The 19514-nt window shown below is 67.5% G+C and carries 31 protein-coding genes; 1 reads left to right on the forward strand and 30 read right to left on the reverse strand.

Going from position 1 to position 19514, the window contains the following annotated elements:
- Positions 1-25: 25 nt before the first annotated feature.
- From rpsI to ACEZDG_RS07390, 3 genes are all read right to left on the reverse strand, one after another.
- Complete coding sequence (gene rpsI / locus ACEZDG_RS07380; protein WP_380504226.1) at positions 26-523, reverse strand: 30S ribosomal protein S9; 498 nt, start codon at positions 521-523, stop codon at positions 26-28.
- A gap of 45 nt (positions 524-568) precedes the next feature.
- Positions 569-1012 carry a 50S ribosomal protein L13 gene (rplM, locus tag ACEZDG_RS07385; RefSeq protein ID WP_380504229.1) on the reverse strand — a complete coding sequence of 148 codons (444 nt, stop codon included), beginning with the start codon at positions 1010-1012 and terminating at the stop codon, positions 569-571.
- 274 nt (positions 1013-1286) lie between these two features.
- Positions 1287-2948, reverse strand: a complete 1662-nt coding sequence (locus tag ACEZDG_RS07390) for an ABC-F family ATP-binding cassette domain-containing protein (protein WP_380504232.1) — start codon at positions 2946-2948, stop codon at positions 1287-1289.
- 83 nt (positions 2949-3031) lie between these two features.
- Between ACEZDG_RS07390 and ACEZDG_RS07395 the strand changes: the two genes are divergently transcribed.
- Positions 3032-4060 (forward strand): hypothetical protein, encoded by a 1029-nt coding sequence (locus ACEZDG_RS07395; protein WP_380504235.1) that lies wholly within the window; start codon positions 3032-3034, stop codon positions 4058-4060.
- Positions 4061-4067: 7 nt separating this feature from the next.
- On the opposite strand, the gene ACEZDG_RS07400 is transcribed toward ACEZDG_RS07395, so the two are convergent.
- From ACEZDG_RS07400 to rplB, 27 genes are all read right to left on the reverse strand, one after another.
- Positions 4068-4982 carry a tRNA pseudouridine synthase A gene (locus tag ACEZDG_RS07400; protein WP_380504238.1) on the reverse strand — a complete coding sequence of 305 codons (915 nt, stop codon included), beginning with the start codon at positions 4980-4982 and terminating at the stop codon, positions 4068-4070.
- Positions 4983-5057: 75 nt separating this feature from the next.
- On the reverse strand, positions 5058-5564 hold the full coding sequence (gene rplQ, locus ACEZDG_RS07405; RefSeq protein ID WP_380504241.1) for a 50S ribosomal protein L17: 507 nt from the start codon (positions 5562-5564) through the stop codon (positions 5058-5060).
- A gap of 132 nt (positions 5565-5696) precedes the next feature.
- Complete coding sequence (locus tag ACEZDG_RS07410) at positions 5697-6716, reverse strand: DNA-directed RNA polymerase subunit alpha (RefSeq protein WP_123497011.1); 1020 nt, start codon at positions 6714-6716, stop codon at positions 5697-5699.
- 109 nt (positions 6717-6825) lie between these two features.
- Positions 6826-7233, reverse strand: a complete 408-nt coding sequence (rpsK, locus tag ACEZDG_RS07415) for a 30S ribosomal protein S11 (RefSeq protein ID WP_380504245.1) — start codon at positions 7231-7233, stop codon at positions 6826-6828.
- Between the two features lie 75 nt (positions 7234-7308).
- A complete protein-coding gene (gene rpsM / locus ACEZDG_RS07420; protein ID WP_380504248.1) occupies positions 7309-7689 on the reverse strand; it encodes a 30S ribosomal protein S13 in 381 nt (126 codons plus the stop codon).
- A 202-nt stretch (positions 7690-7891) separates the two neighbouring features.
- Positions 7892-8005, reverse strand: coding sequence for a 50S ribosomal protein L36 (gene rpmJ / locus ACEZDG_RS07425; protein WP_009740505.1), 114 nt, complete (start codon positions 8003-8005; stop codon positions 7892-7894).
- Positions 8006-8064: 59 nt separating this feature from the next.
- Complete coding sequence (infA, locus tag ACEZDG_RS07430) at positions 8065-8286, reverse strand: translation initiation factor IF-1 (protein WP_003956442.1); 222 nt, start codon at positions 8284-8286, stop codon at positions 8065-8067.
- Positions 8287-8458: 172 nt separating this feature from the next.
- Positions 8459-9292 (reverse strand): type I methionyl aminopeptidase, encoded by an 834-nt coding sequence (gene map, locus ACEZDG_RS07435; RefSeq protein WP_380504254.1) that lies wholly within the window; start codon positions 9290-9292, stop codon positions 8459-8461.
- A gap of 139 nt (positions 9293-9431) precedes the next feature.
- Positions 9432-10103 carry an adenylate kinase gene (locus tag ACEZDG_RS07440; RefSeq protein ID WP_380504257.1) on the reverse strand — a complete coding sequence of 224 codons (672 nt, stop codon included), beginning with the start codon at positions 10101-10103 and terminating at the stop codon, positions 9432-9434.
- Complete coding sequence (secY, locus tag ACEZDG_RS07445; protein ID WP_380504260.1) at positions 10103-11410, reverse strand: preprotein translocase subunit SecY; 1308 nt, start codon at positions 11408-11410, stop codon at positions 10103-10105. Before secY ends, ACEZDG_RS07440 begins: the two co-directional genes overlap by 1 nt.
- A gap of 303 nt (positions 11411-11713) precedes the next feature.
- Complete coding sequence (rplO, locus tag ACEZDG_RS07450) at positions 11714-12169, reverse strand: 50S ribosomal protein L15 (protein ID WP_380504262.1); 456 nt, start codon at positions 12167-12169, stop codon at positions 11714-11716.
- Positions 12170-12352 carry a 50S ribosomal protein L30 gene (gene rpmD / locus ACEZDG_RS07455; protein ID WP_030251557.1) on the reverse strand — a complete coding sequence of 61 codons (183 nt, stop codon included), beginning with the start codon at positions 12350-12352 and terminating at the stop codon, positions 12170-12172.
- A complete protein-coding gene (gene rpsE, locus ACEZDG_RS07460) occupies positions 12352-12996 on the reverse strand; it encodes a 30S ribosomal protein S5 (RefSeq protein ID WP_380504266.1) in 645 nt (214 codons plus the stop codon). The genes rpmD and rpsE overlap by 1 nt, the downstream gene beginning before the upstream one ends.
- A gap of 44 nt (positions 12997-13040) precedes the next feature.
- Positions 13041-13424 (reverse strand): 50S ribosomal protein L18, encoded by a 384-nt coding sequence (rplR, locus tag ACEZDG_RS07465; RefSeq protein WP_380504269.1) that lies wholly within the window; start codon positions 13422-13424, stop codon positions 13041-13043.
- Positions 13425-13427: 3 nt separating this feature from the next.
- On the reverse strand, positions 13428-13967 hold the full coding sequence (gene rplF / locus ACEZDG_RS07470; RefSeq protein WP_380504272.1) for a 50S ribosomal protein L6: 540 nt from the start codon (positions 13965-13967) through the stop codon (positions 13428-13430).
- Between the two features lie 23 nt (positions 13968-13990).
- Complete coding sequence (gene rpsH / locus ACEZDG_RS07475) at positions 13991-14398, reverse strand: 30S ribosomal protein S8 (RefSeq protein WP_380504275.1); 408 nt, start codon at positions 14396-14398, stop codon at positions 13991-13993.
- 220 nt (positions 14399-14618) lie between these two features.
- Positions 14619-14804, reverse strand: a complete 186-nt coding sequence (locus tag ACEZDG_RS07480) for a type Z 30S ribosomal protein S14 (RefSeq protein ID WP_380504278.1) — start codon at positions 14802-14804, stop codon at positions 14619-14621.
- A 4-nt stretch (positions 14805-14808) separates the two neighbouring features.
- Positions 14809-15378: a 50S ribosomal protein L5 gene (gene rplE, locus ACEZDG_RS07485; protein WP_380504280.1), complete on the reverse strand. Its 570-nt coding sequence runs from the start codon at positions 15376-15378 to the stop codon at positions 14809-14811.
- Positions 15378-15701: a 50S ribosomal protein L24 gene (gene rplX / locus ACEZDG_RS07490; RefSeq protein ID WP_034093714.1), complete on the reverse strand. Its 324-nt coding sequence runs from the start codon at positions 15699-15701 to the stop codon at positions 15378-15380. Before rplX ends, rplE begins: the two co-directional genes overlap by 1 nt.
- 41 nt (positions 15702-15742) lie before the next feature.
- Positions 15743-16114 carry a 50S ribosomal protein L14 gene (gene rplN / locus ACEZDG_RS07495; protein WP_030251577.1) on the reverse strand — a complete coding sequence of 124 codons (372 nt, stop codon included), beginning with the start codon at positions 16112-16114 and terminating at the stop codon, positions 15743-15745.
- A gap of 109 nt (positions 16115-16223) precedes the next feature.
- Positions 16224-16502 carry a 30S ribosomal protein S17 gene (gene rpsQ, locus ACEZDG_RS07500; RefSeq protein WP_380504284.1) on the reverse strand — a complete coding sequence of 93 codons (279 nt, stop codon included), beginning with the start codon at positions 16500-16502 and terminating at the stop codon, positions 16224-16226.
- Positions 16502-16720: a 50S ribosomal protein L29 gene (rpmC, locus tag ACEZDG_RS07505; protein WP_380504287.1), complete on the reverse strand. Its 219-nt coding sequence runs from the start codon at positions 16718-16720 to the stop codon at positions 16502-16504. The genes rpsQ and rpmC overlap by 1 nt, the downstream gene beginning before the upstream one ends.
- Positions 16720-17139 (reverse strand): 50S ribosomal protein L16, encoded by a 420-nt coding sequence (gene rplP / locus ACEZDG_RS07510; RefSeq protein WP_030251586.1) that lies wholly within the window; start codon positions 17137-17139, stop codon positions 16720-16722. The genes rpmC and rplP overlap by 1 nt, the downstream gene beginning before the upstream one ends.
- Positions 17140-17143: 4 nt before the next feature.
- Positions 17144-17986, reverse strand: coding sequence for a 30S ribosomal protein S3 (gene rpsC, locus ACEZDG_RS07515; protein WP_380504290.1), 843 nt, complete (start codon positions 17984-17986; stop codon positions 17144-17146).
- Positions 17986-18333, reverse strand: coding sequence for a 50S ribosomal protein L22 (gene rplV / locus ACEZDG_RS07520; protein WP_380505441.1), 348 nt, complete (start codon positions 18331-18333; stop codon positions 17986-17988). The genes rpsC and rplV overlap by 1 nt, the downstream gene beginning before the upstream one ends.
- 46 nt (positions 18334-18379) lie before the next feature.
- On the reverse strand, positions 18380-18661 hold the full coding sequence (gene rpsS / locus ACEZDG_RS07525) for a 30S ribosomal protein S19 (protein ID WP_380504293.1): 282 nt from the start codon (positions 18659-18661) through the stop codon (positions 18380-18382).
- 11 nt (positions 18662-18672) lie between these two features.
- Complete coding sequence (rplB, locus tag ACEZDG_RS07530; RefSeq protein WP_380504295.1) at positions 18673-19509, reverse strand: 50S ribosomal protein L2; 837 nt, start codon at positions 19507-19509, stop codon at positions 18673-18675.
- Between the last annotated feature and the right edge of the window lie 5 nt (positions 19510-19514).

Genomic DNA, 19514 nt, shown 5'->3' on the forward strand with positions numbered 1-19514 from the left:
CAACGCGGCAGCTCGGCGGGGAGGCTTAGCGCTTGCTGTACTGCGGTGCCTTGCGAGCCTTCTTCAGACCGGCCTTCTTGCGCTCGACGGCGCGCGGGTCACGGGTGAGGAAGCCGGCCTTCTTGAGGGCCGGGCGGTTCGCGTCGACGTCGACCTCGTTCAGCGCGCGGGCGACACCGAGACGCAGGGCGTAGGCCTGGCCGGAGATGCCGCCGCCGTGGATCCGGGCGATGACGTCGTAGCGGCCGTCGAGCTCCAGGAGCTTGAACGGCTCGTTGACGATCTGCTGGTGCACCTTGTTGGGCAGGTAGCCCTCCAGGGTGCGGCCGTTGATCTTCCAGACGCCGGTGCCGGGGACGATGCGCACGCGGGCGATCGCCTCCTTGCGGCGGCCCAGGCCGGCGGCCGGAACGGCCTCGGCGAAGCGGCCCACGAGGGACTCGCTGGTGTACTCGGTCTCCTCGACCTCGACGTCGAAGGTCTCTTCGACCTCGAGCGGGGTCTCGGCAGTGGTCTCGGCCACGGTTCTCCTCAGCTACGTTCTTCTAGATTCGGGGTGTGGCCGGTATTACTGCGCGACCTGGGTGATCTCGAACGGCACCGGACGCTGGGCGGCGTGCGGGTGCTGGTCGCCCGAGTAGACCTTCAGCTTCGAGAGCATCTGACGGCCCAGGGTGTTCTTGGGGATCATGCCCTTGATGGCCTTCTCGACGGCCTTCTCCGGGTTCTTGCTCAGAAGGTCGTCGTAGCGCACGGAGCGCAGGCCACCCGGGTAACCGGAGTGGCGGTAGGCCAGCTTCTGGGTCTTCTTGTTCCCGGAGAGGTGCACCTTGTCCGCGTTGATGATGATGACGAAGTCACCCATGTCAAGATGCGGCGCGTACACCGGCTTGTGCTTCCCCCGGAGGAGGTTCGCAGCCTGGGAGGCCAGACGGCCGAGGACGACGTCTTGGGCGTCGATGATGAGCCACTGACGCTGGACGTCGCCGGGCTTGGGGCTGTACGTACGCACGGTCGTAGCCTTCGCTTTTCAGTGAGTGTGTCCTGACAGGACCACCCGGACGATCGGAAGCAGCCGAGACGCACTTCCCCGGACGCAATCGGATGGGCGCGTCGCTGCTTATCGGCCGGTTGGACCGGCGTACCGACCTCTCACGTGAGATGGAGCGAGCCAATACGCACAACGAACTCGCAGGATACCGGGACGGAGCCGTACGGGTCAAAATCGCCCGACCGGGACCGCGGTATCCCGCAAGCCGTTCTCCAGTCTACGTGCTGTTTCGAGGTCATCTCTCCCTGGTCACCCGGGCCTCGTCCCAGACCGGCTCCGGGGCCTCGTAGACCCGGCCGTCGGAGCCGAAGACCACGAAGCGGTCGAAGCTGCGTGCGAACCAGCGGTCGTGGGTGACCGAGACGACCGTGCCGTCGAAGCTCTCCAGGCCCTCCTGCAGGGCTTCCGCGCTGTCCAGGTCCAGGTTGTCGGTCGGCTCGTCCAGCAGCAGCGCGGTGGCGCCGGAGAGCTCCAGGCGCAGGATCATCAGCCGGGCCTGCTGGCCGCCGGAGAGGTCCTGGAAGCGGATCTCCTCCTGGTGATGCAACTCATACCGGCGCAGCACGCTCATCGCCGCCTTGCGGTCCAGCGCGTGCTCGGACTCCAGGATCTCCCGGGTGGTCCGGCCGAACAGGTCGGGGTGCGCGTGGGTCTGCGCGAAGTGCCCGGGGACCACCCGGGCGCCGAGCTTCCAGCTGCCGGTGTGCGCGACGTCCTCGCCCGCCAGCAGCCGCAGGAAGTGCGACTTCCCCGAGCCGTTGGAGCCGAGCACGGCCACCCGCTCGCCGTAGTAGACCTCCAGGTCGAAGGGCTTCATCAGCCCGGTCAGCTCCAGCTTCTCGCAGGTCAGCGCCCGTACTCCGGTGCGGCCGCCGCGCAGCCGCATGGCGATGTTCTGCTTCCGCGGCGGCTCCGGCGGCGGGCCGATCTCCTCGAACTTCCGCAGCCGGGTGACCGACGCCGCGTAGCGCGAGGCCATGTCGGGGCTGCGGGCGGCGTAGTCCCGCATGTCCAGCATCAGTTTCCGCAGCTGGGCGTGCTTCTCGTCCCAGCGGCGACGCAGCTCGTCGAAGCGGGCGAAGCGGTCCTCGCGGGCGGCGTGGAAGGTGTCGAAGCCGGCGCCGTGCACCCAGACCTCGCTGCTGCCCGCACCGGTCTCCACGCTGACGATCTTGTCGGCGGTGCTGGCCAGCAACTCCCGGTCGTGCGAGACGAACAGCACGGTCTTGGGGGTGGCCCGGATCGCCTCCTCCAGCCAGCGCTTGCCGGGGACGTCCAGGTAGTTGTCCGGCTCGTCCAGCAGCAGCACCTCGTCGGGACCGCGCAGCAGGGCCTCCAGCACCAGCCGCTTCTGCTCGCCGCCGGAGAGCGTGTTCAGGCCGCGGAACTGGGCCCGGTCGTACGGCATGCCCAGGGCGGCGGTGGTGCAGACGTCCCAGGTGGTCTCGTACTCGTAGCCACCGACGTCGGCCCAGTCGGACAGCGCCTGGGCGTACGCCATCTGCGTCTTCTCGTCGTCCTGCGCCATCATCGCCAGCTCGGAGGCGTCCACCGCGCGGGCCGCGCCGCGGATCCGCGGCGGCGCGACCGAGACCAGCAGGTCGCGGACCGAGGCGTCGGCCGGGAGCACGTGCTGGTTGTCCTCGTCCGCCTCGGCCACCCGACCGGTGGTGCCGACGAACTGGCGCATCACGCCCAGGCCGCCGCTGATGGTCACGGTGCCGCCGTGCGGCTGCAGATCGCCCGCGACGATCTTCAGAAGGGTGGTCTTGCCGGCCCCGTTGGCGCCGACCAGGGCGACTGCCGCGCCCTCCCCCACCCGGAAGGACGCGTCGTCGAACAGCACCCGCCCGTCCGGCAGGTAGTACTCCAGGTGCGAAATCTCGACATGTCCCATGTCCGCAATTCTCCGCTGCCCGGTCCCGCCGCCCAAACCGGTTTTTGCCAGGGCCGGTCCCGGCAGGTCTAGGATGCGTCGCCATGGGCAATGGGTCAGCGCGGGACAACGCAACCAAACCGCTCCCGCGCCGGGGCGCGGACAGTACCGGCCGGATTCCGACGAAGTACGGCCCGGGAAACCCCATCTCGGACCGGCTGAAGCGGCATCAGTTCCGGGTCCGCCCGGGCGCGCCCAACCTGCCCATCCCCGAGCCGCAGCAGGCCGGAACGCCCTCCGACGAGCCGCTGACGACCTACGCGGTCAGACCGGGCACCCCCGCCGACTCGGACCACCAGCTGTTCGAGGCCATGGCGGAGAAGAAGACCGACGAGGACCGGCGGCGCCGACTGCTGTGGCTGGGAGTCGCCGTCGTCGCCCTGATCGGACTGGTCGGCGCGAGTGCCGCGCTGCTCACCTCACACCCCGTCAAAACCGCGGCCGGGCCCGTTCCCACGGCCGCCGTGACCACCGCCCCGGCCCCGTCGCCGCCCCCGGCCGAGCCCACCGGCACCGCCCCCGCGCCGTCCGCCGCCGGGCCCGACCCGGTGGCCCTGGTCTCCACCGCGGGCACGGACACCGCACCGCTGAGTACGGTGACGCTCTTCCCCGGCAAGAGCGTCACCGTCAACGGCCATTCCTACACCCAGGCACTGACAGCGGCCTCCGGCTGCGCCGCCGGGGCCACCCCGCAGCTCGCCGCGGTGCTGGCCAAGAACGGCTGCCAGCAGCTGTTCCGGGCCACCTACGGCAGCGGCACCACCGCGGTGACCGTGGGCGTCGCGGTCTTCGACAGCGCGGCCCGGGCCACCGCGGCCAAGCAGCAGGCGCAGGGCAATCTGCAGCCGCTGGCCGGGGGCGCCCTCCCGGCCTTCTGCCACCTCGTCGCCTGCCGGCTCTCGGCCAACTCCTTCGGCCGCTACGCCTACTTCACCGTGGCCGGCTACACCACCGGGAAGCCGGTCCCGACCACGGACACCTCGGCGCTGGCGGCGGGGACGGACATCGCCGTCATGGCCTTCCAGAACCTGGTCACCCGGGCCCGCAACGAGGCCGCCACCGCCGCACCCTGATCAACCGTCAGCCGTCGGCCGAGCCCGCGCCGAGCACCCGCAGGTTCCGGGCCGCGCGGCTGCGGGCGGCGAGGTCGGCGTCGGCCGGGTAGCCGACCTCCTCCAGGGTCAGCCCCCAGGGCCTGACCACATTGACCGCGGAGTGCCGCACTCCCCCGGCCAGCACCTCGCCGGGGAAGGACACCGGCTTCAGCCCGCCGCCGACCAGCAGCATCGAGCCGACCAGCGCCCGCACCATGTTGTGGCAGAAGGCGTCGGCCCTGACCGTGCCGATCACCAGGCCGGGCAGCACCGGTCCGAGCAGGGCGTCCCCCGGCTGCCGCTCCCAGCGGAAGTCCAGCAGCGACCTGATCGTGGTCGCCCCCTCGCGCTTCTTGCAGTACGCCGCGAAGTCGTGCTCCCCCAGCAGCAGCGCCGCCGCCTCGTTCATCGCGTCCACGTCCAGCGGGCGGTCGTGCCACAGCACATGGCTGCGCCGCAGCGGGTCCGCCCCGGCCGGGTGGTCGCAGATCCGGTAGGCGTAGCGGCGCCAGATCGCCGAGAAGCGGGCCTCGAAGCCCGCCGGGGCCTGCTCGGCCCGCCAGACCCGGAGGTCCCCCGGCAGCTTTCCGGCGAGCCGGCGGCGCAGCTTGCCGCCCTCGGCGGCCCAGACCCCGGCCGGCAGGTCGACATGGGCGACCTGGCCGCGCGCGTGCACCCCGGCGTCGGTCCGGCCGGCCACGGTGAGCGGAAACACCTCGGGCTGCCGCAGCACCACCCGGATCGCCTCCTCCAGCTCGCCCTGGACCGTCCGCCGCCCGCCCTTCTGCTTGGCCCAGCCGGAGAAGTCGGTCCCGTCGTACGACAGGTCGAGCCGCACCCGGACGAACCCCTCGGCCGGGCCGTCCCGCCGGGGCTCCCGCTCTTCCACACACTCAGTCATCAGTTCTCCTGGGTACACGAGAACGGGCCCGCCCTCCCCGAGGGGAGAGCGGACCCGTCACCGAGCGAAGGACGATCAGGCGTCCTTCGACTCCTCGGGAGCAGCGTCCTCGACCGGAGCGGCGTCCTCGACGACCTCGGCGGCAGCCGGAGCGGCGGCCTCGGTCTCCTTGACGGAGCGCTTGGTCGCGGCCTCGGCCTCGCCGACCGCGGTCTGGGCCACGGTCAGGGCCTCGACCAGCTCGATCACGGCCATCGGGGCGTTGTCGCCACGACGGGGGCCGATCTTGGTGATGCGGGTGTAGCCACCGGGACGGTTCTCGTAGCGAGGCGCGATCTCGGTGAACAGGGTGTGCAGCACAGCGATGTCGGTGATGACCTTGCGGGCCTCACGGCGGCTGTGGATGTCACCCTTCTTGCCCTTGGTGATCAGCTTCTCCGCGAGCGGACGCATCCGACGGGCCTTGGCCTCGGTCGTGGTGATGCGGCCGTACTGGAAGAGCTCACGGCACAGGCCGGCGAGCAGCAGACGCTCGTGGGCCGGGCCGCCACCGAGGCGGGCACCCTTGGAGGGGCGAGGCATGGTGTCTCCTTGGATCTCCGGATCCCGGCCGTGTCAGGTACCGGGGCGGGCGTCCGGGCACTGTTGCCCGGACGACTTCTCTTGGGCTGTGCCCGCGGAGCTCCGCGGGCACAGCGGTCAAGCTTACGGGACCTAGTACTGCTCGGTCTCCGCGAAGCCCGGGTCGTCGTCGTCGGCGCCGAAGGCGTCGGCGGCGGCGGTCGGGTCGAATCCGGGCGGGCTGTCCTTGAGGGCCAGGCCCATGCCGGCCAGCTTCGCCTTGACCTCGTCGATCGACTTCGCACCGAAGTTGCGGATGTCGAGCAGGTCGGCCTCGGAGCGGGCGACGAGCTCACCCACGGTGTGGATGCCCTCGCGCTTGAGGCAGTTGTACGACCGAACGGTGAGCTCCAGCTCCTCGATCGGCAGGGCGAGATCGGCGGCCAGGGCGGCGTCCGTGGGGGACGGGCCCATGTCGATGCCCTCGGCGTCGATGTTCAGCTCGCGGGCGAGGCCGAACAGCTCCACCAGGGTCTTGCCGGCCGAGGCCATGGCGTCACGGGGACGCATGGCGGGCTTGGTCTCGACGTCGACGATGAGCTTGTCGAAGTCGGTACGCTGCTCGACTCGGGTCGCCTCGACCTTGTAGGTGACCTTCAGCACGGGCGAGTAGATCGAGTCGACCGGGATCCGGCCGATCTCCTGGCCCGACTGCTTGTTCTGGACGGCGGAGACGTAGCCGCGACCGCGCTCGACGGTCAGCTCCATCTCCAGCTTGCCCTTGCCGTTGAGGGTGGCGAGGACCAGCTCGGGGTTGTGCACCTCGACACCGGCCGGGGGCGCGATGTCGGCGGCGGTGACCAGACCGGGGCCCTGCTTGCGCAGGTACATCACGACCGGCTCGTCGTGCTCCGAGGAGACGACCAGCTGCTTGATGTTGAGGATCAGGTCGGTCATGTCCTCCTTGACGCCGGGCACGGTGGTGAACTCGTGCAGGACGCCGTCGACCCGGATGCTGGTGACAGCGGCACCGGGGATCGAGGAGAGCAGGGTGCGGCGGAGCGAGTTGCCGAGGGTGTAGCCGAAGCCCGGCTCCAGCGGCTCGATCACGAACCGGGAGCGGAACTCGTCGACGACCTCTTCGGTCAGCGACGGACGCTGAGCGATCAGCATGTGGTGTCCTCCATAGATCTTCGGCACCCACTATTTGATGCCGACGAAAGCAAGGATACGGCCCCCGCGTGAACGGGGGCCGTATCCTCAGGCGATTGCCTGGCGAGCCTCAGACGCGACGGCGCTTCGGCGGGCGGCAGCCGTTGTGCGGGGTGGGGGTGACGTCCTGGATCGAGCCGACCTCCAGGCCGGTGGCCTGGATGGAGCGGATCGCGGTCTCGCGGCCGGAGCCCGGACCCTTCACGAAGACGTCGACCTTGCGCATGCCGTGCTCCTGGGCGCGACGCGCGGCGGCCTCGGCGGCCATCTGCGCGGCGAACGGAGTCGACTTGCGGGAGCCCTTGAAGCCGACGTGGCCCGAGGACGCCCACGCGATCACGTTGCCCGCGGGGTCCGTGATCGAGACGATGGTGTTGTTGAAGGTGCTCTTGATGTGCGCGTGGCCGTGGGCCACGTTCTTCTTTTCCTTGCGGCGGATCTTCTTCGCGCCTGCAGCCTGACGACCCTTGGGGGGCATAAGTCTGTTTCTCCTACTGAGGTGGTCGGTCCGCTAGCCCAGCGGGCCGGATTCAAGTCCGGTTTGTGGGGCGGACTACTTCTTGCCGGGCTTCTTCTTGCCGGCGATCGCGCGACGCGGGCCCTTGCGGGTGCGGGCGTTGGTGTGGGTGCGCTGACCGTGGACCGGCAGGCCGCGACGGTGACGAATACCCTGGTAGCAGCCGATCTCGACCTTGCGGCGGATGTCGGCGGCCACCTCACGGCGGAGGTCACCCTCAACCTTGTAGTTGGCGTCGATGAACTCACGCAGCTTGACGAGGTCGTCCTCGGTGATGTCGCGAACACGGATGTTCGGGTTCACACCGGTCTCGGCCAGAGCCTGCTGCGAGCGGGTACGGCCGATGCCGTACACGTAGGTGAGGGCGATCTCGATCCGCTTTTCGCGGGGGAGATCAACGCCGGCGAGGCGTGCCATGAATGTGGCTCCTGGTTTCCTTCGGAGGTCTGGCGCGATGCCTCTCCTACGACTCTCGTCGATGGAGCCCCGGCCTCCGGACCGAGGGTGGCAGTCCGCTCATCCATCAGACACTGCTGACTGAAGAACAGGCGGATCGGGCATCCCGCTTCATATTGTTTTTCGCGTCGCTCGAAGAGTTACGACCCGTGAAGGGAGCTGATCAGCCCTGACGCTGCTTGTGACGCAGGTTCTCGCAGATCACCATGACCCGCCCGTGACGGCGGATCACCTTGCACTTGTCGCAGATCTTCTTGACGCTCGGCTTGACCTTCATGGGATTCAGGTTCTCCGGGTCGAGCGCACCACGCGTCAGCGCGGTGCGAGATCTGCTGCTTACTTGTACCGGTAGACGATGCGTCCACGGGTCAGGTCGTACGGGCTGAGCTCGACGACGACCCGATCGTCCGGGAGGATGCGGATGTAGTGCATACGCATCTTGCCGCTGATGTGGGCGAGGACTTTGTGCCCGTTCTGCAGCTCTACCTTGAACATGGCGTTCGGCAGAGACTCGATGACGGTGCCCTCGATCTCGATGGCGCCTTGCTTTTTGGCCATGTCCTGCGGGTATCGCCTTCCGGGGTTCGACTACCGTAGTCGGCACCCACGCAGGACCGCTAAGTCCACTCCGCCGCAATGGACGGAGGCATGCAGGGGCAAGCTACGAGTGAGCCGACACAGCAGTCTACGTCAGCGGACAAGCGATCGCGAAATCGCCTCTGTTCGGCGTTCAGCCCAGCGGGTCGGGGGCCGCGGTGATGCCCAGCTCGGCCAGCTTGGCCCGGCCGCCGTCGAAGGCGGTGAGCACCAGCGGGCCCTCCTCGGTGACCGCGATGGAGTGCTCCCAGTGCGAGGCCCAGGTGCCGTCGTTGGTCTTGACGGTCCACTCGTCGGCCAGGGTGTGGGTCTTCGGGGTGCCCAGGCTGATCATCGGCTCGATCGCCAGGCAGAAGCCGGGGACCAGCTTGGGACCGCGGCCCCGGCCGCGGTCCACGTAGTTCAGCAGGTGCGGGTCCATGTGCATCTCGGTGCCGATGCCGTGGCCGCCGAAGTCCTGGATGATCCCGTACTTGCCCTTGGCCGGCAGCGGCTGGCGGCGGATGTAGGACTCGATCGCCCGGCTGACGTCGACCAGCCGGTTGTTCTTCTTCATCGCCGCGATGCCGGCCCACATCGAGTCCTCGGTGACCTGGCTGAGCTGCAGCAGCTCGGGGGCGTGGCCCTCGCCGACGAAGACGGTGACAGCCGAGTCGCCGTGCCAGCCGTCGACGATGGCGCCGCAGTCGATGGAGATCATGTCCCCGTCCTCCAGCTTGCGGTCGCCGGGGATGCCGTGCACCACCTCGTCGTTCACCGAGGCGCAGATCACCCCGGTGAAGCCGTGGTAGCCGAGGAAGTTGGACTTCGCCCCGTGGTCGCTGATCACGCCGGCCGCGATGGCGTTGAGCTCACCGGTGGTGATCCCGGGCGCGACCGCCTGCTCGCACGCCTTCAGCGCCTCCGCCACCACCAGGCCGGCCTCCCGCATCTTCCTGATCTGCTCGGGAGTCTTGATCTCAACCATGCCTTCTCGCCTTCCCCAAACCACTGCTCTGTCACCGACCTCTGCTGCCGACCGTTCCACGGTACGGCGGACCATCAAAACGCGCTCCGGCCGCGGCGCCCTTGCGGGACGCCGCGGCCGGTCGGCTACGTGCTGCGACTCACTCGGAGTCGACGGTGGCCTTGTTCTCCCGCAGCGCCGCGATGGCGCGCTGGGTCACCTCGTCCACCTTGCCCAGAGCCGGGATCGTGGTGACCAGTCCCTGCTTCTGGTAGTACGCGATGATCGGCTCGGTCTCCGTGTGGTAGACCTCGAGCCGGACCCGCACCTTGTCCTCGGCGTCGTCCCCGCGCTGGTACAGCTCGCCCTGGCAGACGTCGCAGACGTCGTCCACGGCCGGGCGGTTGTACTCGACGTGGAAGATGTGCGCGCTGTCGTTCCGGCAGATGCGGCGGCCGGCGATGCGGCGGACGACCTCGTCCTCCGGCACCTCCAGGTCGAGCACACCGTCCAGCTCGATGCCCCACTCGGCCAGGATCCCGTCCAGCGCGACCGCCTGGGCCACGTTGCGCGGGAAACCGTCCAGCAGGAAGCCATCGGCGGCGTCGGGCTCGGCGAGCCGGTCCTTGGCCATCCCGATGGTCACCTCGTCGGGTACCAGCTTGCCCGAGTCCATGATGGCCTTGGCAGCGAGACCGAGCTCGGTGCCCTGGCTGATGTTGGCGCGGAACAGGTCACCGGTGGACACGTGGGGAATGGACAGGGTCTTGGCGAGCAGCGTCGCCTGAGTACCCTTCCCGGCCCCGGGCGGCCCGACGAGGACAATACGCATCAGCGGAGGAACCCTTCGTAGTTGCGCTGCTGGAGCTGGCTCTCGATCTGCTTGACAGTTTCAAGGCCGACACCGACAACGATCAGAATGCTCGTACCGCCGAACGGGAAGTTCTGTGAGGCGCCGAACAACCCGAGGGCGACCAGCGGAACCATGGCGATCAGGCCCAGGTACAGCGAACCCGGCCAGGTGATCCTGGTCAGCACGTAGTTCAGGTATTCGGCCGTCGGGCGGCCCGCCCGGATACCCGGGATGAAGCCACCATACTTCTTCATGTTGTCGGCGACTTCTTCGGGGTTGAAGGAGATGGCGACGTAGAAGAAGGCGAAGAAGACGATCAGCACGAAGTACAGCAGCGCATAGAGCGGTTTGTCGCTCTTGGTCAGGTTCGTGGTGATCCACACCGCCCACGGGGCGGTGCTCCCGCTGAGGGTGACGATCAGTCCGGGGATGTACAGCAGCGAGCTGGCGAAGATGACCGGGATCACACCGGCCTGGTTCACCTTGAGCGGGATGTAGGTCGAGGTGCCGCCGTAGGCACGGCGGCCGATCATCCGCTTCGCGTACTGCACCGGGATCCGGCGCTGCGCCTGCTCGACGAACACCACCAGGGCGACCATGGCCAGGCCCATCACGATCACGAAGGCGAAGGTGGCCCAGCCCTTGGTGGTCTTGATGCCCCACAGCGAGGACGGGAACTGGGCGGAGACCGAGGTGAAGATGAGGATCGACATGCCGTTGCCGATGCCGCGGTCGGTGATCAGCTCACCGAGCCACATGATGACCACGGTGCCGGCCGACATGGTGATGACCATGACGGCGATCGAGAAGATCCCCTGGTTCGGGACGATCGAGCTGGTGTCGCACTGCACACCGCTGAACAGGGCGCCGCTGGAGGCGGTCGCCACGATGCCGGTCGCCTGGAGGATCGCCAGGGCGATGGTCAGGTAGCGGGTGTACTGGGTGATCTTGGTCTGTCCGGCCTGGCCCTCCTTCTTGAGGGCGTCCAGGCGCGGGATCACCACCGTCAGCAGCTGAAGGATGATGCTGGAGGTGATGTAGGGCATGATGCCCAGCGCGAAGATGGTGATCTGCAGCAGCGCGCCGCCACTGAAGAGGTTGACCAGGCCGAGCAGCCCGGCCCCGCTCTTCTGGGACGCGTTGACACACGCCTGGACCGCGGTGAAGTTCACTCCGGGAACGGGGATGTGGGCACCCATCCGGAAGACGACCACGATGCCCAGCGTGAACAGCAGCTTCTTGCGCAGGTCAGGCGTCTTGAACGCCCGGGCGAACGCGGTGAGCACGGTGCCTCCTGCAGCTCCCTGCCTGGGGCGGCGGGAGGGACGGTGTATCTGGGCCCAGCCCGAATCGAAACGGGGCCGAAAGTGGGTGGCTGCCACCTGCGGACACAGCTCGCAGACACATCCTGCGGCCAGCCTACAAGTGGACTCCACGGACTCTAACAGTCCGTGGCCGCTCGAATGAAGCGCGTGGCCCCCCCAGCTTCAACTCGACTGCCGCCCCGGGCGTTATGGGGACGCCGAAAGGCCCGGTCCACCCCTGCGAACAGGGACGAACCGGGCCTTGAAGGCTGGTCAGGTGTGAGCTCAGATGAGCTCGGTCACCGTACCGCCCGCGGCGGTGATCTTCTCGGCGGCGGAACCGGAGACGGCGTCAACCGAAACCTGCAGCGCGACCGTGATCTCACCGGAGCCGAGCACCTTGACGAGCGAGTTCTTGCGAACCGCGCCCTTGGCGACCAGGTCCTCGACGGTGACCTCGCCACCCTCGGGGTAGAGCGCACCGAGCTTGTCCAGGTTCACCACCTGGAACTCGACGCGGAAGGGGTTCTTGAAGCCCTTCAGCTTCGGCAGGCGCATGTGGAGGGGCATCTGGCCACCCTCGAAACGCGCCGGCACCTGGTAGCGGGCCTTGGTGCCCTTGGTACCACGACCAGCGGTCTTACCCTTGGATGCCTCACCACGACCGACACGGGTCTTGGCGGTCTTGGCACCCGGGGCGGGCCGCAGGTTGTGGATCTTCAGCGGGTTCTGCTCCGCCATTTAGTCCACCTCCTCGACCGTGACGAGGTGGCGGACGGTCTGGGCCATCCCGCGGATCTCGGGACGGTCCTCCTTCACAACCACATCGTGCATGCGCTTGAGACCAAGCGAACGCAGGGTGTCACGGTGGTTCTGCTTGCTGCCGATGTAGGACTTGGTCTGCGTGATCTTCAGGCGAGCCATTACGCAGCCCCCTGCCCGGCAGCACGCGCACGCAGCAGAGCCGCGGGAGCGACGTCCTCGAGCGGCAGCCCACGACGGGCCGCGATCTCCTCGGGACGCGAAAGCCCCTGCAGAGCGGCGACCGTGGCGTGCACGACGTTGATCGCGTTGTCGGAGCCCATGGACTTCGACAGGATGTCGTGGACGCCGGCGCACTCGAGCACGGCACGCACCGGACCACCGGCGATAACGCCGGTACCCGGGGAAGCCGGCTTGAGCATGACGACGCCGGCCGCCTTCTCACCGGTGATCGGGTGGGGGATGGTGCCCTGGATGCGGGGAACCTTGAAGAAGTTCTTCTTCGCTTCCTCGACACCCTTGGCAATGGCCGCGGGAACTTCCTTGGCCTTGCCGTAACCGACACCGACAGTGCCGTCGCCGTCTCCGACCACGACCAGGGCGGTGAAGCTGAAGCGACGACCACCCTTGACTACCTTGGCGACACGGTTGATCGCGACAACGCGCTCGACGTACGCGGTCTTCTCGACGACAGGAGCGCCGTCACGACCATCACGCTTACGGTCACGCCGCTCGCCACCGCCGGTGCCGCCAGGGCCACCGGTGCCGCCGCCGGCGCCGCTACCGCGGCGCTGGGGTCCAGCCATTGGATTTACCTCTCTCGTTTACGTCCGCCAGCTTGGCGAGCGGGTCAGAAGTCGAGCCCGGACTCACGGGCAGCGTCCGCCAGGGCGGCGATGCGCCCGGCGTACTGGTTGCCCGCGCGGTCGAATACGACCGACTCGACGCCGGCTGCCTTGGCGCGCTCGGCGACCAGGGCTCCGACCTTCTTCGCCTGCTCGGTCTTGTCACCGTCGACGCCCTTGATGGACACGTCGAGGGTGGACGCCGAAGCCAGCGTGTGGCCCGCGAGGTCGTCGATCACCTGCGCCAGGATGTGGCGGTTGGACCGGGACACGACCAGGCGCGGACGCACCGGCGTACCGGAGACGCGCTTGCGGACGCGGATGGCGCGGCGCTTGCGGGCGGCGGCCTTGTAACCGTTGCCCTTGCCGATCTTCACACTGAGGCTCATGAGCTACTTACCACTCTTTCCGACCTTGCGGCGGATGACCTCGCCGGCGTACTTGACACCCTTGGCCTTGTACGGGTCGGGCTTGCGCAGCTTGCGGATCTTCGCAGCCACCTCGCCAACCTGCTGCTTGTCGATCCCGTCCACGTGGAACTTGGTGGGGGTCTCGACCACGAAGGCGATGCCTTCGGGGGCCTCGATCAGGATGGGGTGGCTGTAGCCCAGGGCGAACTCCATCGAGGAGCCCTTCGCCTGGACGCGGTAGCCGACGCCGCTGATTTCCAGCGACTTGCGGTAGCCCGCGGTCACGCCGGTGATCATGTTCGCCACCAGCGTGCGGCTCAGGCCGTGCAGGGCCTTGGACACGCGCTCGTCGTTGGGGCGGGTGACGAGCAGAGTGCCGTCCTCACCCTTGGCGATGTCGATCGGCGCGGCAACGGTGTGGGCAAGGGTTCCCTTGGGGCCCTTGACCGAGACCGTGCGGCCATCGATGGTGACGTCCACGCCGGCGGGAACCGGGATGGGCAGCCGTCCAATGCGAGACATTGCTGTACCTCCGTTTCCCTGAGTTACCAGACGTAGGCGAGGACTTCCCCACCCACGCCCTTCTTGGCTGCCTGCTGTCCGGTGAGCAGACCCGCGGAAGTGGAGACGATCGCCACTCCCAGGCCGCCGAGCACCTTCGGCATAGCGGTGGACTTGGTGTAGACCCGCAGACCCGGCTTGGAGATCCGCTTGATGCCCGCGATCGAGCGCTCACGGTTCGGGCCGAACTTGAGGTCGAGCGTCAGCTTCTTGCCGACCTCGCCCTCCTTCGGGTCCTCGACCTTCCATCCCGTGATGTAGCCCTCCTGCTGGAGGATCTCGGCGATGTGAGTCTTGATCTTGCTGTGGGGCATCACGACGACGTCGTGGTAGGCCGAGTTCGCGTTTCGCAGACGCGTCAGCATGTCTGCGATCGGGTCGGTCATGGTCATGATGGCCTGTGGCCTCTCTCACCGGGGTTTCCCGAAGCGCGCAGCCCGGGGATGAACCAGAGCGGGCGCGGCGCGGGGACCTACGGCGTAGTTGATCATGTACTGCGTAAGACGAATCAGGGGCGCGGGGCCCCGACCTCACTACCTTACGGGAGACTCCGGGGAGTTCCAAAAAGGCGGATCATGGTCGGGACCCTGCTGACCCCAGAACCTCTGGTTGTTACCAGGAGCTCTTGGTGACGCCCGGGAGCTCGCCGCGGTGAGCCATCTCGCGAAGGCAGATGCGGCAGAGACCGAACTTGCGGTACACGGAGTGCGGACGGCCGCAGCGCTGGCACCGGGTGTAACCCCGGACAGCGAACTTCGGCTTGCGGGCCGCCTTCGCGATGAGGGACTTCTTAGCCATGTGCTCAGTTCTCCTTGAACGGGAAGCCAAGGGCACGCAGCAGCGCCCGGCCCTCGTCGTCGGTCTGGGCAGTGGTGACCACGGTGATGTCCATGCCGCGCGTGCGGTCGACCTTGTCCTGGTCGATCTCGTGGAACATGACCTGCTCGGTCAGACCGAAGGTGTAGTTGCCCTTGCCGTCGAACTGCTTCGGCGACAGACCGCGGAAGTCGCGGATGCGCGGAAGCGCCAGCGACACCAGACGGTCCAGGAACTCCCACATGCGGTCGCCACGCAGGGTGACGTGGGTACCGATCGGCTGGCCCTCACGCAGCTTGAACTGCGCGATGGACTTGCGGGCCTTGGTGACGGTCGGCTTCTGACCGGTGATCGCGGTGAGGTCGCGGACCGCACCGTCGATCAGCTTGGAGTCGCGGGCGGCGTCGCCCACGCCCATGTTGACCACGACCTTGACCAGGCCGGGGATCAGCATGACGTTCTCGTAGGAGAACTCCTCCTGCAGCTGGCCCTTGATCTCGGAGCGGTAGCGCTCCTTGAGACGGGGGCTCACCTTCTCAACAGAGGTGTCGGTCATCAGATGTCCTCACCGGTTCGCTTGGCAACGCGGATCTTGTTGCCCTCGTCATCGAAGCGGTAACCGACGCGGGTGACGACCTTCTTGCCGTCCTTCTCCACCACGAGCTGAACGTTGCTCACGTGGATCGGGGCCTCGGTCGTGACAATGCCGCCGGTCTGGGCACCACGGGCGGTCTGGCCGACCTTGGTGTGCTTCTTGACCCGGTTGACACCCTCGACAAGCACGCGGTCCTCAGTGGGAATGGCCTGAATGACCTTCCCCTGCTTGCCCTTGTCCTTGCCGGTGATGACCTGGACCAGGTCACCCTTCTTGATCTTCATCGCGTTCTTGGTGGTGTACTTCGCAGCGCGATTCGTCATGGCTAGAGCACCTCCGGCGCAAGCGAGATGATCTTCATGAACTTCTTGTCGCGCAGCTCGCGGCCCACCGGGCCGAAGATGCGCGTGCCGCGGGGGTCACCATCGGTGTTCTTGAGGATGACGGCGGCGTTCTCGTCGAAACGGATGTAGGAACCGTCCGGACGACGGCGCTCCTTCACGGTGCGGACGATGACGGCCTTGACCACATCGCCCTTCTTCACGTTGCCACCGGGGATCGCATCCTTGACGGTGGCGACGATGACGTCACCGATACCCGCGTAGCGTCGGCCGGAGCCACCGAGAACACGGATGCAAAGGATTTCCTTCGCACCAGTGTTGTCGGCGACACGCAGTCGCGACTCCTGCTGGATCACAGCTTTCTCCTGATCGTCAACGATCGGGACCGGGCCGGCCCGCTGCTCACCCGAGCGCCCCCGGAGGGGACCTCAGGCACATACGGACCGCGCCCAATCGCGTTCGTTACTACTTGGCCTTCTCGAGGATCTCGACGACGCGCCAGCGCTTCGTCGCGGACAGCGGCCGGGTCTCCGCAAGGAGGACACGGTCGCCAATGCCTGCGGCGTTGGCCTCGTCGTGCGCCTTCAGCTTGTTCGTACGGCGGATGACCTTGCCGTACAGCGCGTGCTTGACGCGGTCCTCGACAGCGACGACGACGGTCTTGTCCATCTTGTCGCTGACGACGAGACCCTCACGGGTCTTGCGGGCGCCGCGTGCAGCTGCTTCGTTCGTGTTCTCAGTCATCAGGCGCTCTCCACCGTCTCGATGCCCAGCTCGCGCTCACGCATCAGGGTGTAGATCCGCGCGATGTCCTTCTTGACCAGCTTGAGCCGACCGTGGTTGTCGAGCTGTCCGGTCGCCGCCTGGAAGCGGAGGTTGAACAGCTCCTCCTTGGCCTCGCGGAGCTTGGCGACGAGACCCTCGCCGTCCAGCTCACGAAGCTCCGTGGTGGTGGCCGACATCAGCTCTCACCTGCCTCGCGCCGGACAATCCGGCACTTCATAGGAAGCTTGTGCGCGGCGCGGGTCAGCGCCTCGCGAGCAATCTTCTCGTTGGGGTACGACAACTCGAACATCACGCGTCCGGGGTGCACGTTGGCAATCCACCACTCCGGCGAACCCTTGCCGGAACCCATGCGGGTCTCGGCCGGCTTCTTGGTGAGGGGACGGTCCGGGTAGATGTTGATCCAGACCTTGCCGCCACGCTTGATGTGACGAGTGATGGAGATACGAGCGGACTCGATCTGCCGGTTCGTCACGTACGCCGGGGAGACGGCCTGGAGGCCGTACTCGCCGAACGCCAACTCGGTACCGCCCTTAGCCATGCCACGCCGCTTGGGGTGGTGCTGCTTGCGGTGCTTGACCCTGCGAGGGATCAGCATGGGGTCAGGCCTCCGTTCCAGTGTTGTCCGAGGACGCGACCTCGACCGGAGCCTCGGTCACCGCGGCCGGAGCCTCGGTACCGGGACGACGGCCGCGGCCACCGCGCTCGCCGCCGGCGGGGCGCTCGGCGCCACGACGGGGACGCTCGGCCGGAGCGCCACCCGCACGGGGCGGACGGTTCCCGGCCTTGGCCGCGGCGTTGTCCGCGCGGACCTCGGCGATGTTCTTGACATTGCCCTTGTAGATCCACACCTTGACACCGATGCGACCGAAGGTGGTCTTGGCCTCGAAGAAGCCGTAGTCCACGTTGGCGCGCAGGGTGTGCAGGGGCACGCGGCCCTCGCGGTAGAACTCGGAGCGGGACATCTCGGCGCCGCCGAGACGGCCGGAGCACTGGACCTTGATGCCCTTGGCGCCGGACTTCATCGTGCCCTGCATGCTCTTGCGCATGGCACGACGGAACGAGACGCGCGAGGACAGCTGCTCCGCGACGCCCTGAGCCACGAGCTGGGCGTCCAGCTCGGGGTTCTTGACCTCGAGGATGTTCAGCTGGACCTGCTTGCCGGTCAGCTTCTCGAGGTCGCCGCGGATGCGGTCGGCCTCGGTGCCGCGACGGCCGATCACGATGCCGGGACGTGCGGTGTGGATGTCCACCCGCACACGGTCACGGGTGCGCTCGATCTCAACCTTCGAGATGCCGGCGCGCTCCATGCCGGACGTCATCATCCGACGGATGGCGACGTCTTCCTTGACGTAGTCCTTGTAGAGCTTGTCGGCATACCAGCGGGACTTGAAGTCCGTGGTGATGCCGAGGCGGAACCCATGCGGGTTAACCTTCTGGCCCATTACCGGGTCCCTTCCTTCGACGCGAGAACCACAGTGATGTGGCTCGTCCGCTTGCGGATCCGGTACGCGCGGCCCTGGGCCCGCGGACGGAAACGCTTCAGAGTCGGGCCCTCGTCGACGTACGCCTCAGCGACGTACAGCGACTCCACGTTGTTGTGGTTGTAGTTGTGCACGGCGTTGGCGATGGCGCTGTCGAGCACCTTGCCGACCGGCACAGTTGCGGCCTGCGGAGCGAAACGCAGGACCGCCTGGGCCTCCGTGGCATTCATGCCACGGATGAGGTCCACCACGCGGCGGGCCTTCATGGGCGTGACGCGGATGTACCGCGCCTGGGCCCTGGCTTCCATGGTTGTCCCCTTGTTGGTGTCTGTCATGGTCTTCGCTTTCCGCAGATCAGCGACGACGCGACTTGCGGTCGTCCTTCTCATGGCCGCGGAAGGTGCGGGTCGGCGCGAACTCGCCGAGCTTGTGGCCGACCATCGACTCGGTGACGAACACCGGGACGTGCTTCCGACCGTCGTGCACCGCGAGGGTGTGGCCCAGCATCGCCGGCACGATCATGGAGCGGCGGGACCAGGTCTTGATGACGTTCTGGGTACCTGCTTCGTTCTGGACATCCACCTTCTTGAGAAGGTGGTCGTCGACGAAGGGCCCCTTCTTGAGGCTGCGCGGCATCGAGACTGCTCCTAGCGCTTCTTGTTCGTCTTGCGGCGGCGGACGATGTACTTGTTGGACGCCTTCTTCGGCGAACGAGTACGACCCTCCTTCTGACCCCACGGCGAAACCGGGTGGCGACCACCGGAGGTCTTACCCTCACCACCACCGTGCGGGTGGTCGATCGGGTTCATGGCGACACCACGCACGGTCGGGCGAACGCCCTTCCAGCGCATACGGCCGGCCTTGCCCCAGTTGATGTTCGACTGCTCGGCGTTGCCGACCTCGCCAATCGTGGCGCGGCAGCGGGCGTCGACCAGGCGAACCTCGCCCGAGGGCATGCGGAGGTGGGCGTAGACGCCCTCCTTCGCGAGCAGCTGCACGGAGGAACCCGCGGAACGGGCGATCTTCGCGCCGCCACCGGGCCGGAGCTCGATGGCGTGGATGACCGTACCGACCGGGATGTTGCGCAGCGGCAGGTTGTTGCCGGGCTTGATGTCGGCCTGGGGGCCGTTCTCAACCCGGTCGCCCTGGCCCAGCTTGGCCGGGGCGATGATGTAGCGCTTCTCGCCGTCTGCGTAGTGCAGCAGCGCGATGCGTGCGGTGCGGTTCGGGTCGTACTCGATGTGAGCGACCTTGGCCGGGACGCCGTCCTTGTCGTGACGACGGAAGTCGATGACGCGGTACGCACGCTTGTGACCGCCACCCTGGTGGCGAACAGTGATGCGACCGGTGTTGTTACGACCGCCCTTGCTGTGCAGCGGGCGGACCAGCGACTTTTCCGGCTCGGACCGCGTGATCTCGACGAAGTCGGCAACGCTGGAGCCACGACGGCCCGGCGTTGTCGGCTTGTACTTGCGGATGCCCATGGCTT

The sequence above is a fragment of the Streptacidiphilus alkalitolerans genome (genome assembly GCF_042511045.1).
In the GTDB taxonomy this organism is placed as follows: Bacteria; Actinomycetota; Actinomycetes; order Streptomycetales; family Streptomycetaceae; genus Streptacidiphilus; species Streptacidiphilus alkalitolerans.